We start from the raw sequence: 16843 nt of genomic DNA on the forward strand, positions 1-16843 counted from the left end.
GGCGCGACAGGCAAACAACAGGTGAACAGACGGCGTCGGTGCGGGGGAGCGTTGGTCCTCCGTGCGATTATCGCGAAGTGAAGACTTCCGCCGCGCTCGTTCGCTCCCACCTCGCGCCAGCCCCCCGCACGCTGGTGGAGATCTTCGCCGAGACTGCCCAGCGCTTCCCCGATCAGCCGGCGCTGGACGACGGCCAGGTAGTGCTCACCTACGCCGAGTTGGCTGCGGCGATCGACGTAGGCGCTAGGGGCCTGGCTGCCTCGGGAGTGCGGCGTGGCGATCGCGTGGGCGTACGGATCCCGTCCGGCACCGCCGAGCTGTACACCGCGATTCTGGCGGTCCTAGCGGCAGGGGCGGCGTACGTGCCCGTGGATGTTGACGACCCGGACGAGCGCGCCCGCACCGTGTTCGCGGAGGCCGGGGTGAAATTGATTCTCACCGAGGGAGACCTCGCCACCGTGCCGGGCCACAGCGATGCTCAGTACGAGCCCCCGGTTCTCACCGACGACGCCTGGATCATCTTCACGTCGGGCTCGACGGGGACGCCCAAGGGGGTCGCGGTCTCGCACCGCTCGGCGGCCGCGTTTGTCGACGCGGAGGCCAGGATCTTCCTGCAGGACGCGCCCCTGGCCCCCGGAGACCGGGTGCTGGCGGGGCTCTCCGTCGCATTCGATGCGTCGTGCGAGGAGATGTGGCTCGCATGGGGTCACGGGGCCTGCCTGGTTCCCGCGCCGCGCGCACTGGTGCGCACCGGTATCGACTTGGGGCCGTGGCTCGTCAGCCAGGAAATCACCGTTATCTCTACGGTGCCGACCCTCGCCGGGTTGTGGGACGGCGCGCAGCTGGAGAACATCCGGATGCTGATCTTTGGGGGCGAGGCGTGTCCTCCCGAACTTGCGGCCCGATTGGCTACGCACGGCCGCGAGGTCTGGAACACGTACGGACCCACCGAGGCGACGGTGGTGGCGTGCGCGGCGATCCTGGACGGCAACGGCCCAGTGCGGATCGGACTGCCGCTGGACGGGTGGGACCTCGCGGTCGTGGGCCCGGACGGAAGGCAGGTGGCCGCCGGTGACAGCGGTGAGTTGATCATCGGCGGAGTTGGCCTGGCGCGCTACCTCGACGCTGAGAAGGACGCCCTGAGCTATGCCCCCGCGCCCGAGCTCGGCTGGGAACGCGCGTACCGAAGCGGCGACCTGGTGCGGTTCGAGGAAGAGGGACTCATCTTCCTAGGCCGGGCTGATGATCAGGTGAAGTTGGGTGGCAGGCGCATCGAACTGGGAGAGGTCGACGCCGCGATGAGCTCGCTGCCGTCGGTCGCCGCCGCGGCTTGCGCGGTGCAGCGCACGGCGGCCGGCACCTCCATCCTGGTGGGCTACCTGGCCGCTACGGCCGGCGACACGATCGACCTAGACGAGGCGCGACGGCTGTTGCGCGCGGAGCTGCCGGCGGCCCTCGTCCCGCAGCTGACAGTGATCGACGAGATCCCAACGCGGACCTCGGGCAAGATTGACCGGGCCGCGCTCCCATGGCCCCTCGAACGCATCGCCGCGAACGACGATGGCGCCGCGGGACTCACCCCCAGTCAGGCATGGGTGGCGACCAAGTGGACCTCGCTGCTAGGCACCGCCGTTAGCGGGCCGGACGAGGACTTCTTCGCAAGTGGGGGAGGAAGCCTCGTCGCAGCGCAGCTCGTGTCCGCGCTACGGGAGCGCTACCCGACCGTCACGGTGGCAGACGTCTACGAGGAACCCCGCCTGGGAGACCTCTGTCGACGCCTAGAGGAGATGGTGCCAGCCCAGGCAACCGACCGCCACGTGCCCTCCCCGCTGCCGCTGCGCGCCCAATTCGCGCAGATCGCGTTGGGCGTCCCGCTCGCCATCGTCGTGGGTTTGCGGTGGCTGACATGGCTGCTGATTGTGGTTCTTCTCGCCGACGTGTTCGACCTAGCACCCTGGATGCCCGATGTGCCGGGCGCGGTGTGGTGGGCAATCGCTGGCTGGATCGTGTTCATCAGCCCGGGTGGGCGCATGGGGTCGACGATCGTCGTGTCGCGATTCTTGCTGCGCCACATCGGTCCCGGGCGGTACGACCGCGGCGGCTCCGTCCACCTGCGGGTGTGGTTCTCGGAGAGCTGGGCCGCAGCAGCGGGAGTGGGCGGCCTCGCGTGCGCCCCGTGGACGGCCGTGTACGCACGTCTGCTGGGAGCGAAGGTGGGCAAGGACGTCGACCTGCACGCGCTGCCTCCTGTGACCGGGCTACTCACCCTCGGCAACGGCTGCTCGATCGAGCCAGAGGTCGACCTCAGCGGACACTGGCTAGAGGGCGACATCTTCGTGATGGGCCGGGTGCGCGTGGACAAGCGAGCAACCGTCGGCACCAGGTCTACCCTGGCGCCGGGTAGCCGGATAGGTCAGGGCGCGGAGATCGCGCCGGGCAGCGCGGTGACCGGTTCGGTACCGCCGGGCGAACGATGGGGCGGGTCGCCCGCCGCCTTCCTCGGCCGACCCAAGGTGAAGTGGCCGTCAAAGCGGGCGCCGCGCGGGCGCCGCTGGGTGGCGATGTACGGCGTGAGCGCGGCGGTGTTGGCGATGCTGCCGCTCGTCGCGGCGGGGGCGGGGCTACTCGTGGTCGAGGCGGGCGTGCGCGATGCCACGAGCCTCGCCGCTGCGGTGTGGGGTGCGTTGCTGTGGGCACCGGTCGGCGCGCTCGCGTCCATGGCGGTCTTGCTTGTGATGACGTGGGCGGGAGTCCGCCTGCTGTCCATCGGCATGACCGAGGGTTTCCACGCGGTGCGCTCGCGGACGGGTTGGCAGATTTGGGCGACTTTCCGCCTCATGGATGACGCGCGTCAGACCCTGTTCCCGCTCTATTCTTCGACCGCGACGCCGGCCTGGCTGCGCTCTCTTGGCGCCGACATCGGCCGCGACGTCGAGGCGTCCACCGTCCTGATGATTCCGGCGCTGACGACTGTGGGCGAGGGTGCCTTCCTCGCCGATGACACCTTGATCGGGTCGTACGAGTTGGGGCGCGGCTGGCTCCGGGTGGAACGCGCGAGCATCGGCAAGAAAGCGTTCCTGGGCAATTCCGGGATGATCGCGCCGGGGCGAGCGGTACCAAAACGCGGCCTGGTCGCGGTGCTCTCGGCGACGCCCCGCAAGGCGAAGGCGGGCACGTCGTGGATCGGCTCACCTCCGCAGCAACTGCGCAGAGTGGCGGCGGACAGCGACGGAACCAGGACGTACCAGCCGGCGCGGAGACTCCGGGTGGGGCGTGCGCTGGTCGAACTGGCGCGTATCGTTCCTGTCATGGTTTCGTTCGCTCTTGGTGTCGCCGCTCTGGTTGTACTGCTCTCGGTGGTCGCCAACGCCGGAATCTTGGTGGCTGGATTGGCATCGGGATTCGTGGTGCTCGCCATAGCGTCGGTGGCCTGCGCGATTGCGACCGCCGCGAAGTGGCTGCTCGTCGGCCGCATACGCAAGGGAGACCACCCGCTGTGGAGTTCGTTCATCTGGCGCAACGAGCTCGCCGATACCTTCGTCGAGGTAGTCGCCGTGCCGTGGTTAGGACCTGCGGCGAGCGGTTCACCGGCGCTGAACGTGTGGCTCAGGAGCCTTGGCGCCCGGATAGGTCGAGGAGTATGGCTCGAGACCTACTGGCTGCCCGAGGCCGACCTCGTCACGGTCGGTGATGGCGCGACCGTCAACCGCGGCTGCGTGCTCCAGACCCACCTGTTCCATGACCGCGTGATGAGCATGGACACTGTCACGATCGGCCGCGGCGCGAGCATCGGTCCTCACGGCGTGATCCTGCCCGCGGCAAGCGCCGGCGACGGCGCGAGCATCGGCCCCGCTTCCTTGGTGCTGCGCGGCGATGCGATCCCCGCAGGGACCCGCTGGGCCGGCAATCCTGTGGTCGCGGTAGGCGTATGACGTTCACCGCGCCGCCGCTCGATCCCTACCTCGCGGGACGAGCCGACCCTCACCTGTCCATCTCGCGGTACGAGATCGAGCTCGACTACAAGGTCGCGACGAATCGCCTCGACGCAGTGGCGAGGCTCACGGGTGTCGCGCACGAGGACCTCGACAGGATTGTGCTTTCACTGGCGAACCTGCGCGTGGCAAAGGTGGTGGTGAACGACGCCAAGCCGGCCCGCTGGACGCACCGCGGCGGGGTGCTCACCATCCGGCTGGCCAAGCGCATCCTGCAGGCTCAGGCATTCACCGTGGTTGTCACGTATGCGGGATCACCCGGGCCCCTCATTGGGCCGTGGGGTGACGTCGGCTGGGAAGAGCTGACCGACGGCGTGATTGTCGCGGGGCAGCCCGACGGCGCTCCATCCTGGATCCCGTGCCACGACCACCCCAGCGACAAGGCCACGTTCAGATTCGTGATCTCGGCGGAGTCCTCCTACACGGTTCTCGCCAACGGAACCCTGACGTCCCGCACGGCGCGCGCGGGACGCATCAGGTGGGTTTACGAGCAGGACGCTCCCATGGCGACGTACCTGGCGACGGTCCAGATTGGCCGCTACGCGACGGTCACCATGGACGGGACCGTGCCCCAGCACCTGCTGGTGCCGCCGCACCTACGCGAGGCCGCGATCAGGGAGTTCGGCAGTCAGCCCAGGATGATGGCGCTGTTCGAGCGAGACTTTGGTCCGTACCCTTTCGATGCGTACTCGGCGGTGGTCGCCGACGACGACCTCGAGATCCCGCTCGAGGCGCAGGGGCTGTCCGTGTTCGGGGCGAATCACGCGGACGGCTCAGGCGCGGGCGAGCGACTCATCGCCCATGAACTCGCGCATCAATGGTTTGGCAACTCGCTCACTGTGGGGCGCTGGCGCGACATCTGGCTTCACGAGGGCTTCGCCTGCTACGCGGAGTGGCTGTGGTTTGAGGAGAGCGGATCCGGAACGGCTGACGGCCACGCTCGCGCCACCCACGCACGATTGGCGGCATTGCCGCAGGACTTCGCCATCGGCGACCCGGGGCCGGACCTCATGTTTGATGACCGTTTGTACAAGCGCGGTGCGCTCACGCTGCACGCCGTGCGGCTGACGATGGGGGACGCGGCCTTCTTCGCGATGCTGCGCAGTTGGACTGAGCGCTACCGTCACGGCACGGTGTCGACCGAGGCGTTTATCGGCCACGCAAGTTCCGCATCGGGACGGCCGCTAGGGGGGCTCTTCAAGTCCTGGCTCGACCTGCAGGAGTTGCCGGAACTTCCGGTTCAATAGTCCATCGCGGCCGGCTTCATTCGGACGTCGAGACCGAGGTCGAGGTCCGCCTTGCACCGGACGGCGACCGCGGCGACAAGGTCTGGCGCAAGGTCCAGATCGACGAGGCTCCACGGGCCCGCCGGGCCGCCCGTCACGTTGAGGCCCTCGAGCGTCACTCGGCGGGGGTCTAGCCGGAGACCAGTGCCAGCCGCCTTGAGTACCGCCTCCTTGCGCACCCAGGTCCGCAGGAGCGAGTCGCTAGTCATCGGGTGGAGGGCACGCTCTCCGGCGCCCAGGACTACGTCGGCGAATCCGGGGGACAGCGGCTGCGAGCTCGACTCGAGGTCCACGCCAATCTCATGGGAGTCGTCAGCGATGGCCACGGCGGCGATGGCGGCGTCGCGTCCGCGCGCGATAGACACCGTGAGTGACGGTACGGCTGTACCGCCGGACACGGCGGTGGAGGTCGTCAGGCCTGGTCTGCCGTGCGCTCGGCTCCCGCAGGCCTCACAGCGGCGCGTCACGGCCAACTGGGGGAGTTCTGAGCGAAGGAGAGCCCCCGCGGCTGCCAGCGCCAGGTTGTTCGATTCAGCGCGGCGTAGGCGAGCTGTCTGGGGGTTGGTGTCCGCTGGAGGGATGCGCGCCCAACGAACGACGATGGCGGGCGCTTGCATGCCGCCATTGTCGCTCAACTCTGGCCGCGGGCGTTGTAGACCAGCGCGTTTGATATTCCGTATGCCCTGTAGACGGCAAGCGCCTCCTCCCGTCCCACGTCCTGAACGACCTCGATCCCTCGGCGCTCGAACTGTTCCGCCCAGTCGGCGACCATCGGCCCCTCGTCGAAGCCGGTCAGCTGCTCGAGTTCCGGCCCGTCGCCCGCTACGACGAGGTGACGCACTCCCGACCACATCGTGGCGCCGTAGCACTGGATGCACGGGCGCCAATTGACCACTAGGGCGAGGTCGCGGTCCCCGCCCAGGTCCCACTTTCCGAGCCGGGCCTGCGCGAGCCCAAGAGCGGTCACCTCCGCGTGACCCGAGCTGATGCCGGTCGAGAGCACCACATTGACGCCAACCGAGATGAGTTCTCCCGTCACGTGGTCGACCACGATCGCCGCGAATGGCCCGCCATTGCCCTCGCGCCAATTGCGGTCGGCGAGGCGGTTGACCAGTGCCATCTGCTGCGCGTGGCTGCCGATGTGCGAGGGGAGGCCGGGGAGCTCGTCTACGAGCCAGTCAGGGAGTTTCACGGTGTACGAGGTGTTGAGAGCCATGGCGGGAGCCTACCCAGAACTGGTTGCGGGCGCGTGTCCGAGGAGTGTCGCGCGGCCCTTGATGTGCAAGTGTCCTGGCTTGCTTCCCCTGAGGCCCAGATGCTGCCGTCAGAACCAGTTCGCCGAGTCACGCCTAGGCTCAGGTGGGCCCCTAAACACAATAAGCAAGGGCCGCCGAGGTTCAAGTCGGCGACCCTTGCTTCTTTCTTTGGCGTCGTGCTAGCGGCCTACTTCAGGCGTTCGCGTCGCAGAGCGAGGAGAACGAAGAGCGTCCCGGCAAACACAAGCGCGGCCGCGATGAGAGCGCCCCTAATGGCCTCTGAACCCGTCTCCGACAGGCTGTGCGACGTAGAGCTGCCAACGGTGTCGCCCTCGTTGAAGCCTCCGTTCTCAGCTTCTACCCCAGACTCCGGGCTGGGACGGGGTGTCGGCTCCGCCGAGACGGAAGGCTCAGGTGTCGGCTCCGCCGAGACGGAAGGCTCAGGTGTCGGCTCCGCCGAGACGGAAGGCTCAGGTGTCGGCTCCGCCGAGACGGAAGGCTCAGGTGTCGGCTCCGCCGAGACGGAAGGCTCAGGTGTCGGCTCCGCCGAGACGGAAGGCTCAGGTGTCGGCTCCGCCGAGACGGAAGGCTCAGGTGTCGGCTCCGCCGAGACGGAAGGCTCAGGTGTCGGCTCCGCCGAGACGGAAGGCTCAGGTGTCGGCTCCGCCGAGACGGAAGGCTCAGGTGTCGGCTCCGCCGAGACGGAAGGCTCAGGTGTCGGCTCCGCCGAGACGGAAGGCTCAGGCTCGGGTACGGTGCTGGCGCAAGGAATGGCACCGGCAAAGGCGTGGTGATGAATTTCGCCCCCGCCAGAGGCAGAGACCTCCTTCGCAAACCACTGACCGTTGGTAGTTGTTCCCGAGCTGAAATTGATGGTTGCGTATGGCGCCCAAATGGACCCCATCGTCAGTCCGTCAATGGTTACGGCGCCCGTCACATCCGACATGTCGAGCATGATGTACCGCGCAAAAGCCTGATCTGCCGACTGATCCGCAGACCAGCCCTCAAAACGCAGTTCACCAATGCTTGTGGTGCCTGCGGGAATGCGCACGATGAGGGGGGCCGATGAGGTCGGCTCGTAACCGGCAGCGTTGTCCAGTTTGATAACCGAGCCCGCGATGTCTTCATAGTTGATGATGTTGGGCCTGTCGAGAGCGAAGCCCGAAGCCTGGACGGTTCCGTCGGTGCCGGTCACCACGACGCTGTTGCCCACGGATGGGTCGGTGTACAAGGTATTGAGGCATGTGTTGGCGGTCGCGACCTGTTCGTCGAGCTGCTCGAAGTAATCCGCTACCGAGCTTCGCTGGGTCGAGTAAGGGTCAAGGTCGTTGTCGGTGTAGGGGACTGCGGAGAGATCGATCAGTCCCTGCTCGCTGGTGCCTTCGCCGTTGTCGATTCGCAGAAAGTCGCCGCCGACCGCAGCGCCAGTGCCGCCGCCTCGCGGCGATCCGGTCAGGGTGGAGGTATGGGCAAGTTTGACGGTCGCGTTCGCCTCGGGGGAGTCGGCAGTGATGGTCCCGGAGTCATCCCTGTTCGTCACTTGAAACGAACCGGTGCCCGCGAATCGCTCGGCCAAAATACGTACCGGCAAGCCGTCGATCAACGGGACCAGGTAGTCCGGTTGGCCAGCGGCATCGTGAATGACTGGGTAGCTGTCCTTACTTCCTGCCGAAATCGTGCCGAATGCGGCGACGGAGCCTTCTAGTTCAGCGTTCTCGAGGACTAGGTCACTCTGGGACACGATGGTGAATCCCGCGTTTACGTCAAACGGGTTCATAGTTTCGGTGGCGGCCTGGGCCGAGAGAGCAAAACTGGTGCCTGCTACTGCGGTGATTGCTGCGCCCGCGAAGACTCTCGGGATGAGTGTTGTGGGACGCACTCGATTATTCGAAATGATGATACTTCTCCTATAGGTCAGATGGCGCTCACCCGACCGGGGTCTCCCATGGAGCGTGTCCGGTCGGTGCATTTGATGTGTCGCCAATCAGGACGGGGCGAAGGTCAATTTATGACGGCGCCGCTTCGAAAAAGTTTGGGGACAAGCCAGAGGAGCCGGTTCGAGCAATGCCTGAACGGGCAATAAAAAAGCCGGTCCCGGCCCGTTAGGGCCGCAACCGGCTTTCTCTTTGCATGGTGGGCCATACTGGGATCGAACCAGTGACCTCTTCCGTGTCAGGGAAGCGCGCTACCGCTGCGCCAATGGCCCATGCGAGGTGGAGATGGGATTCGAACCCACGTATACGGCTTTGCAGGCCGCTGCCTCGCCTCTCGGCCACTCCACCACGAAGTGATTTGTGCCTTCGTACCAGGTACGAAAACAAAATCATGTCTCCGAGCGGACGACGGGATTTGAACCCGCGACCCTCACCTTGGCAAGGTGATGCTCTACCACTGAGCTACGTCCGCATGTTCTCGGTATTCCCTCGAACAGGAGATGACAATATCCGAAAGTTGGCCGGTTTACCAATCCGCGACTGGCGCGCCGTCCCGTTGTGCCTGTTCCCGCTCGTGATCACGCTCAATGGGGCCCCTTCGGTACCAAAACCCGTCCCAACCTCGACCGACACCGTCGGCGTACCGCTAGCGTTAGGGCGTGGACTGGAGCCGAGACCCTCGCCGAGAAGGCAGCGCTGAGTTCCGCGGCGTTCGGGCGCGCATTCCGGTCGAGCGAATCGACGTCGCGACCCAGGGCGCGAGGCTGTCCGAGTCGGGTTTCTGGGTGCTGGTCGCGGAGTTTGACGGCGCCATCACCGCCTGGCGCTTCGCTGAGGTGGAGCGTACCGACGGCGTCGAGGCCGCCCCCGAACCGCGGACGTGGAGGGGACCCTCTCCCGCAGGCTGGGCGACATCGATGGATCGCGATGAGTACGTGCGGGGCGTGCAGAGCATTCGTGGCGCGATCAGTGAGGGTGACGTCTACCAGGTAAATCTGTGCCGGGTGATGTCGGCGTCGCTGCCCGCCGCAGCGCCCGGACCCGATGCCGTAGCGCTCTCCCAGGTTCTCGCGACGGGAAATCCCGCTCGCTTCGCCTCCCGGATCGTGGTGCCCAGCATCGACGGGCACCCCGGCGCTTGGGTGGTGTCCGCCTCGCCCGAGCTGTACCTGGGCATTGAGGGCGCGATACTGACATCCGCGCCCATCAAGGGCACGGCTGCCCCGGGGGAGTCGATGCTGCCAAAGGACGAGGCTGAGAACGTCATGATCACCGATCTGATTCGCAACGATCTCTCGCAGGTGGCGGTGCCGGGCAGCGTGCGCGTCCCCGAGTTCCTAGCTGAGCACGAGCACCCGGGGCTCTCCCACCTGCAAAGCACCGTTCAGGCAAACCTCGCGCCGGAGTTCGACTGGACCCCTCAGATGTGGCCAGCGCTGCTAGCCGGGACCTTCCCTCCCGGCTCCGTCTCCGGCGCGCCAAAGTCCAGCGCGCTCGAGATCATCGCTCGCGAGGAGCGCGCCACTCGCGGCCCCTATTGCGGCGGTCTGGGTTGGATCGACGCCGACGCACGCCGCGCCGAGCTCGCGGTGGGCATTAGGACGTTTTGGTGGGAACCGGAGTCCGGCGGCACCCTGAAATTCGGCACCGGAGCGGGAATCACCTGGGGGTCCGATCCGGAGGGCGAGTGGCAGGAGACGGAACTTAAGGCCAAGCGCTTGATTGCCCTGGCAAGTACGGACACAATGGCCCCATGAGCATCGTGGTGTGGGTGAACGGTAGCCTCGTGGCTGCGGATACGCCATTGTTGGCGGCCACAGACCACGGGCTTACCGTGGGCGACGGAGTGTTTGAGACGATGGCGGTCGCGGAGGGGGTTCCTTTTGCCCTTTCGCGCCACATCGCGCGACTCTCGTATTCCGCGCAGCGCCTAGGTTTCGACCCCATCGACGCTGATCAGGTGCGGGCGGGAATCCAAGCCGTCACGAACGCTGCCTCCGAGGCAGGCGAGCCAATCGAGCTCACTCGCCTGAGGCTCACTCTGGTCTCCGGGCCGGGGCCGATGAGCTACGTGCGTGGTGACGGCCCGCCATCGCTCATCGTGGTCGGGTCCGACGCGCCGGCGCCGGAGCGGTGCAGGGCGGTGCGCGCGCCTTGGGTGCGCAACGAGCGCTCGGCTATCGCGGGCGTGAAGTCGACGTCGTACGCGGAGAACGTCGTGATGTCTCAGTTCGCGGCGGGCAAGGGCGCGGACGAGGCGATTATCGCCAACACCCACGGTCACCTGTGCGAGGGCACAGGAACCAACATCTTCATCGAGGTAGATGGCGAGGTGCTCACGCCGCCGCTGGCCTCGGGCTGCCTCGCTGGCATCACCAGGGGGCTCGCGCTCGAGTGGGGCACCCGGGTGGGCCTGCCCATTCGCGCCGCAGACGTGGGGGAGTTGGACATGTCCGTGCTCGATAGGGTCCGTGAGGGCTCCGCGTTTGCTGCGGTGTCCTCGTCGACCCGGGGGGTCCAGCCGTTGGACAGCCTCGACGGGGTTTCCCTTGAACGCGGGCCGATTCTGAGGCGGCTCACGCGCACGTTCGACGAGTTCGCTGGCGACAACCCGGATCCGGTCCCGCCGCGGCAAAAATAGCCGCTAGTATGGAGTCTGCTTTCAGGGCGATTGGCGCAGGGGTAGCGCGCTTCCTTCACACGGAAGAGGTCACTGGTTCGATCCCAGTATCGCCCACCATCAAGAACGGTAGCCAAGAGACGTGATGGACCGCGTAGAACCTGAGTTATCGGACCGGCGCCAGCGCACGTAGCGGCGAAGTTGAGTGTGAATGGACTCTATTCGGTTCACACCGCGGGCCGCGGGCCGAAAACCAGATATGCAAAACGCCGCAGATCGATGGCGTCGACGCCGGCTCGGGAACGAAGCTCTGGAAGCGATCGACATGCTGGTGGATGTGCCGGGCTAAACCCCGCACTCGCCGAGTTAGGGCACCTCTCGCGTCGTAGTCTGGCGAGCACCACTCTCGCCTCATGCCGTAATGGTCCTTCCTGACCGGAAGAGCACGGCGACAGACTCGAAGGCCGGGGGCCAATGGTCTTGAGCAACGCCGCTGAAGCGCCGCATCGGCCGGCGTGCCGCCCGCCCTTGCCGCCGGAGCCGTACGCGCCCTCAGTCGCCCATGGCAGGCGATTTGGGGCATGGGGCCCGCGCGCCATGCAGGCTCTCGCAACGAGGGATGGTTTCGCGAGACTAGTTGAGGCCGCAATTTATACCACTTGATTACGGACCGGCACCAAGGGCTGCCGCAAGCCGGGGGAGTCGGGGCTTACGGGTCAGGAAAGACAAAAGTGCCCGGAGCCGACTCGAGTCAGTTCCGGGCACTTAAGCGAGGGGATGTCCCTACATGACGTAGTTCCTACGTCGCACGGCGATGAAAGCGCCACCGAGCAATGTCATGAGCAATGCCACTGCGCCGAGCGTGAGGTTCGCTCCCGTGTTCGAGAGGAGTCCTGAATCTCCCACTGTGCCGCCTTCGGTTACACGGTGCGTGGTGGTGCAGTCCGGGTTCTCGTCGGGTGCGGCAACGCAAGTGCCGTTGGGCGATGTCGGTGCGACCACGTTCGTGATTTCACCGGCACTCGTCAGCGTGACGGAGTACGTCACCTCGACGACGTCCCCTTCGGATAGAACTCCCGTCCACGTCAGCACGTCACCAGCCATCGTCGTTGTGCCCGCGGTGGCGGCCACATCGTCATTGAAGCTGGCGTGTGCGAGTACCCCAGTCAGAGTGTCCTCAAACGAAGCCGGAACGTCAGCCTCGCCAAGGTGGTTGACCTCGACCGTGTAGGTGACGACGTCGCCTACCTCGATCGTGGATCCCGAAATCGGATCGCTGGTCTTGGAGACCGTGTACGAACCGGCCTCGAGGACCCGGTGCGTGGTGGTGCACTCCGCGTTCTCGTCATCTGCCGGAACGCAGGTGCCCTCTGTCGTGGTCGGTGCGACAACGTTGGTCATCACCTTGTCGCCAGCACCCGTGACTGTCACTGAATACGTGACATTTACGACGTCATCCTCGGAGAGTGTTCCCGTCCACGAGAGAACGTCACCAGTCACAGAAGCTGTGCCCGCCGAAGCAGTCACATCGTCGTTGTAGTCGGCGTCATCCAGAACTGCAGTCAAGGTGTCGTCGAACGACGCATCAACATCAGTCTCGCCCTGGTGGACAACTTCTACCGTGTAGGTGACGACGTCACCGATCTCAACCGCGGACCCGGAGGCCGGGTTGCTGGTCTTGGAGACCGTGTACGAGCCGTCCTCGAGAACGGTGTGTGTGGTGGTGCAGTCCGCGTTTTCGTCATCTGCCGGAACGCAAACGCCGTTGGGGGCGGTGGGGGCGACAACGTTGGTCATCTCCTTGTCGCCAGCGTTGGTGACCGTCACCGAGTAGGTGACCTCAACAACGTCACTCTCGGACAATTCGCCCGCCCAGGACAACACGTCGCCCGTGATTGACGCAGTTCCTGCCGAGGCAGTCACGTCGTTGTTGTAGTCGGCGTCGTCGAGGACCGCGGTAAGAGTGTCGTCGAACGAAGCCATGATGTCGGCGTCGCCCTCGTGCTTGACCTCAACCGTGTAGGTGACGACGTCACCGGTCTCGACCTCGGAACCAGAGACCGGGTCGCTGGTCTTGGAGACCGTGTACGCACCAATCTCGATGTTCGCCTCGTCGCAGGACTCTGCGAGCTCGGCCTGTGAGGAGCTAGCCGGTAGTGGTGCCGTTGCGCATGCTTCGTTACGAAGCGGGCTTTCCGTCTCGTCGGTGATCGCGTAGTCGTACGTGGCCGACTCGACGCTATCTCCTGCGTCCAACGAGTCGATTTCCCAGTTCACACCGAGCAGCGGGTCAGCGACCACGATGTCGGCAAGGTCGCCCTGACCGGTGTTGGTCACCACGAACTTGTACTGGGCGGTGGCGCCGGGGCTCAGCTGCGGCCAGTCGGCGTCGTTGGTGTCCTGCGCGTCGTGCCATTCGCCGTCGGCGCCAAGCACGTACTTCTTCAGGTCGTACGCGAAGAACTGCGACACGGTCGTCGGTGCCGAAGTACGCATCACCAGTTCGGTGTGCTCCGCACGGCCCTGTGAGCGGTTGACGAACACGTCGCCACCGGAGGCACCTGCAGTTTCAATCACGATCTGGAAGGACCGCGTCTGGGAGGGAAGGAACGTACCCCCGATGACACGCACCGCGGTGATCGTGGACGCGTCAGCCGGGGCCGTCGTCGTCCAACCGATGGTGTTGCCGGTGGTGTCGCCTGCTGCACCGTTGGTGGCGTCAGCCGGGTCGTCGCTGATCGTGGCCGGAGCCGCCGTCGTGTAGTAGACCGTGCCGGTGGAGACCACGTCAGTCACGGAGTACGTGCCATCGAAATCAGTTCCGCGACCGTCACCGTTGTAGGGCAGGATGTCGATCACATCAGTGAACGCCTGCGCAGTGGGGTCTTCTGAACGAAGAGTCACCGTCCAGGAACCCTCACCGTTGCCGTTGCCGTCAACGTTGGGGATGAGTGCCTGGTCGGCAGACTTACCGATGATGGTGCGACCGCTGTTCGCGACCGTGGTTGAAGCCGATGCCTCAGCCGAGGTGCGAGTCTGAACAGAGGACTCAACGACGTTGGTCAAACGCTGACCGGGGGTCGCGTTCTCGTTGGCCACAGCCTCATAGGTCAGCGTGTTCTCCTCGTTGGTGGGGACGCCGTCAAGGTTCCAGGTGAGAACCTGGTGGTCACCAGAAACAGTGACAACCGGCTCAGGACTTGCCGAGCCGGCAACATAGGTCAGACCGGCAGGCATCGTGTCAACGATCTCGTACCCGTCAACCGTTGCTGGCGCCGCAGCACCGTTGGCCGAGTACGTCAACGTAAACGTCGCCGCCGTGCCGAGAGCCAAGACCGTGTTGTCCACAGACTTCTCGATGTTTGGCGTGAGGCCGACAACGCGCAGTACGTCACGGTAGCCATTCGTGTGGGGGTAGCGGGCGTCCGGGGTCGGCGTGGTGGACGCCGTAGAAGCGTCTGTTGGGAGCCAGCCCGTACCACCGATGAAGTAGCTGCTGAACTGCCACACGTCCATACCTACGGGAGCGTCATCCTGGATCATCTGCTCCACGAACATGTGGGTAATGGTGTTGTTCTTCACATCACCAAACGGGATCAGGGAGCGCACTGCCTGGATGGTCGACTTATCCGTAGGTACCGTAGTCACCCAAGTTCCGCCGGTGAGCTCACCACAGTTATTCAGCGATCCAGGGTTGTAGCTTGCGGAGGCGGGGTTGATGACCGCCTGCGTTCCACCGACGTACCACTGGTAGCTGGCCGCCAAGCGCGCGCTAGCGTCAGGGGCAGTAACCATGTAGGCGGTCTCGTAGTCGACGTACTTGTTGTCAAGGATCGTGCACAGACCAACGTTCTGAGTGTCAGCGAGGTTGAAGTTCGAGACAGACTGTGTGAAGTAGGTCGACGAACGCACGTGGGTGCCAGGAGAAACCCGGAACGTGTCATCGAACGAGGTGCCGCCAGAACCGGAGAACGGTCGGTTCCAGGATGAAATCCACACTCCGGGGTTCGTGAACGCCTTTGACGCCGTGTTGTTGAACGCCTCATCAGCCGAGGTGGCCGTACCGTCAGCCGATGTGTAGGTGGGGGTGTTCGCTGACACCGTCGCACTTCCGCCGCCGGCGGACTCCACATTGACGGTGAACTTGCCGGATGCGACCGCGGAACGATCGACACGCAGCAGGTAGCCGCTGGAGTTCTCGGTCGGCACCTGCGTCAACGAGTAGTCGATACCCGTCAGCGTCAGAATGAAGTTGTTCGTCGAGCCAACCCGAGTGATGGAGCATGTGCCTGCCTCAGGTGCAGTTTGCTCAATGTCGGAGCCTGCACCCGAGTTCGGGTGACTCGAGGCAACCTGATCGGTGAACGCGCCGCACGCGTTCACGCTGGTAATGGTGCCCACGGTGGGGTTCACGTTGAGGGTGTACGACACAGAGTTGGGGCCGACGATGGATCCCTTGCCCAGGTTCAGCGTGTACTCGAACTGCAAAATACGAGTGTCTCCGTTTCGCGACGCGACGTTGGAGTTACCGGCCAGCGTGAAGTCCATCATGAACGGCGCGATGACCTCGTGGGTCAGTTCTGGCGCGGTGACAGAGCCGACGGATGCGCCGAAGCTCAGCTCGCCGCTGGTGCTGTTGGGGCCGCCAACCACTTGGATGGGGACCTGAAGCGCAAGCGCAGTGCCCTGCTCCTGGGTGCCAAAGTTGCAGACCATGGACAGGCCGTCGGCTGCGATGCTCGAGGCCGGGGTGACTCCGGTCACGAGGCAGGCGTCAGGCAGGTCAGTGAACTTGCCTTGCGCTGTCGTGAAGTTAGCGGTGAAGTTGTCGACGTCGTCGTTGCTGGGGGCGGCTGCATCGTCATTGACGTTGATCCGGACTTCAGCGACCACGACCTGACCGATCGTGGACGATGCGGGCGTGCCGTCCGCCCACCGGGTCTCGATCTCAGACACAGGCGCGGCGCTTGCCGCTGCCGGGAGCATCACGGTGGTCGCAAGTAAGGCCACCAGAGCTGTCGAGATCGCGGTCTTTCGGGTGCGCCCCGCTCGTCTTAGCGCGGAACCAACTCCGTGTGGCATGCCGTGCTGCACTTGACCGAACATAGTCATTCCCCCTGATGATCACAGACAACTACGCGCGGCTTCTTGCCCGCAGTCCGGCATTTTTTGGATGCTGCGGCCAAAACTAGCGCGGTTAGAGAGTGGTACTTGGTGGCCGATCGGTGTGCGACACGGGCGCGGCCAGGCAAATGGGACCGAAATTCATGATGAGTCGGGAAGACAACGCAGGACATTCGAATATCTTTGGCTTATGGCGCTCTTGACCTGTGACAAAACAGGTCAAGTAACGGGATCCATGAATGGTCCTCAAACTGCCGCTGAAGGAGTCGCAGGAACACAGGGTGTTGGTGGCGTGAGGAGATGAATATGCGCCGCTTGCCGTTGTGAGGAACTCCTCACCAGTGGCAATTGGCGTTACAAAGGGTCGTTGAAATAGCCGCACCCCGCGTGCCACCGGCCACAGGTGTGCCCAGAATCGCGATATTGGGGTGACAAACTGGGGCAAGGTGGACACCCTCCCCGGTTGGTGCCCGCGACATGTGGCCAACAGTCGGCGGCGTCTGATTCCCAGCGTGCTTGCGATCGGCCGTGAACCCCTTGCTCTTTAAAAGCATCCAGTTACACTTTGCGAGGCGGCGTTGCGATCAACGTGAGCCTGTGGACAGGGTGCTGAGGCCCAAACGTCCGACTG

8 protein-coding genes and 4 tRNA genes are annotated in these 16843 nt (G+C 65.0%); 5 read left to right on the forward strand and 7 right to left on the reverse strand.

Annotated elements, in window-relative coordinates:
- Nucleotides 1-77 precede the first annotated feature (77 nt).
- Together ACQU6B_RS05885 and ACQU6B_RS05890 are read left to right on the forward strand one after the other, a co-directional pair.
- Nucleotides 78-3932: a Pls/PosA family non-ribosomal peptide synthetase gene (locus tag ACQU6B_RS05885; protein WP_430869114.1), complete on the forward strand. Its 3855-nt coding sequence runs from the start codon at nucleotides 78-80 to the stop codon at nucleotides 3930-3932.
- On the forward strand, nucleotides 3929-5239 hold the full coding sequence (locus tag ACQU6B_RS05890) for a M1 family metallopeptidase (RefSeq protein ID WP_430869115.1): 1311 nt from the start codon (nucleotides 3929-3931) through the stop codon (nucleotides 5237-5239). Before ACQU6B_RS05885 ends, ACQU6B_RS05890 begins: the two co-directional genes overlap by 4 nt.
- Here ACQU6B_RS05890 and ACQU6B_RS05895 read toward each other — a convergent pair.
- From ACQU6B_RS05895 to ACQU6B_RS05920, 6 genes are all read right to left on the reverse strand, one after another.
- Nucleotides 5233-5895, reverse strand: coding sequence for a 4'-phosphopantetheinyl transferase family protein (locus tag ACQU6B_RS05895; RefSeq protein ID WP_430869116.1), 663 nt, complete (start codon nucleotides 5893-5895; stop codon nucleotides 5233-5235). The two genes, ACQU6B_RS05890 and ACQU6B_RS05895, sit on opposite strands and share 7 nt — an antisense overlap.
- 14 nt (nucleotides 5896-5909) lie before the next feature.
- The gene (locus tag ACQU6B_RS05900) at nucleotides 5910-6494 is read right to left on the reverse strand and encodes a nucleoside deaminase (RefSeq protein WP_430869117.1); all 585 of its coding nucleotides are present in this window, start codon (nucleotides 6492-6494) and stop codon (nucleotides 5910-5912) included.
- Nucleotides 6495-6721: 227 nt separating this feature from the next.
- Nucleotides 6722-8413, reverse strand: a complete 1692-nt coding sequence (locus ACQU6B_RS05905; RefSeq protein ID WP_430869118.1) for a collagen-binding domain-containing protein — start codon at nucleotides 8411-8413, stop codon at nucleotides 6722-6724.
- Between the two features lie 252 nt (nucleotides 8414-8665).
- A tRNA-Val gene (locus tag ACQU6B_RS05910) sits at nucleotides 8666-8740 on the reverse strand.
- A 5-nt stretch (nucleotides 8741-8745) separates the two neighbouring features.
- Nucleotides 8746-8816: transfer RNA gene (locus ACQU6B_RS05915), tRNA-Cys, on the reverse strand.
- Between the two features lie 52 nt (nucleotides 8817-8868).
- Nucleotides 8869-8940 (reverse strand) — tRNA-Gly (locus ACQU6B_RS05920).
- A gap of 187 nt (nucleotides 8941-9127) precedes the next feature.
- On the opposite strand from ACQU6B_RS05920, the gene ACQU6B_RS05925 reads away from it, so the two are divergent.
- The 3 genes from ACQU6B_RS05925 to ACQU6B_RS05935 all read left to right on the forward strand — a co-directional run bounded on the left by ACQU6B_RS05925 (nucleotide 9128) and on the right by ACQU6B_RS05935 (nucleotide 11208).
- On the forward strand, nucleotides 9128-10225 hold the full coding sequence (locus tag ACQU6B_RS05925) for a chorismate-binding protein (RefSeq protein WP_430869119.1): 1098 nt from the start codon (nucleotides 9128-9130) through the stop codon (nucleotides 10223-10225).
- Complete coding sequence (locus ACQU6B_RS05930) at nucleotides 10222-11109, forward strand: aminotransferase class IV (RefSeq protein ID WP_430869120.1); 888 nt, start codon at nucleotides 10222-10224, stop codon at nucleotides 11107-11109. The genes ACQU6B_RS05925 and ACQU6B_RS05930 overlap by 4 nt, the downstream gene beginning before the upstream one ends.
- Before the next feature lie 24 nt (nucleotides 11110-11133).
- Nucleotides 11134-11208, forward strand: a tRNA-Val gene (locus ACQU6B_RS05935).
- A 663-nt stretch (nucleotides 11209-11871) separates the two neighbouring features.
- Here ACQU6B_RS05935 and ACQU6B_RS05940 read toward each other — a convergent pair.
- Nucleotides 11872-16044: a DUF7507 domain-containing protein gene (locus tag ACQU6B_RS05940; RefSeq protein WP_430869121.1), complete on the reverse strand. Its 4173-nt coding sequence runs from the start codon at nucleotides 16042-16044 to the stop codon at nucleotides 11872-11874.
- Nucleotides 16045-16843: the final 799 nt, after the last annotated feature.

Origin of the sequence: Demequina aurantiaca (assembly GCF_050598105.1) — a bacterium.
In the GTDB taxonomy this organism is placed as follows: domain Bacteria; phylum Actinomycetota; class Actinomycetes; order Actinomycetales; family Demequinaceae; genus Demequina; species Demequina aurantiaca_A.

What these genes read in the sequence shown, in the direction of transcription:
- ACQU6B_RS05895 (WP_430869116.1), bottom strand. Translation starts at nt 5,895, where the DNA reads ATGCAAGCGCCCGCCATCGTCGTTCGTTGGGCGCGCATCCCTCCAGCG.
- ACQU6B_RS05890 (WP_430869115.1), top strand. Translation starts at nt 3,929, where the DNA reads ATGACGTTCACCGCGCCGCCGCTCGATCCCTACCTCGCGGGACGAGCC.
- ACQU6B_RS05930 (WP_430869120.1), top strand. Translation starts at nt 10,222, where the DNA reads ATGAGCATCGTGGTGTGGGTGAACGGTAGCCTCGTGGCTGCGGATACG.
- ACQU6B_RS05900 (WP_430869117.1), bottom strand. Translation starts at nt 6,494, where the DNA reads ATGGCTCTCAACACCTCGTACACCGTGAAACTCCCTGACTGGCTCGTA.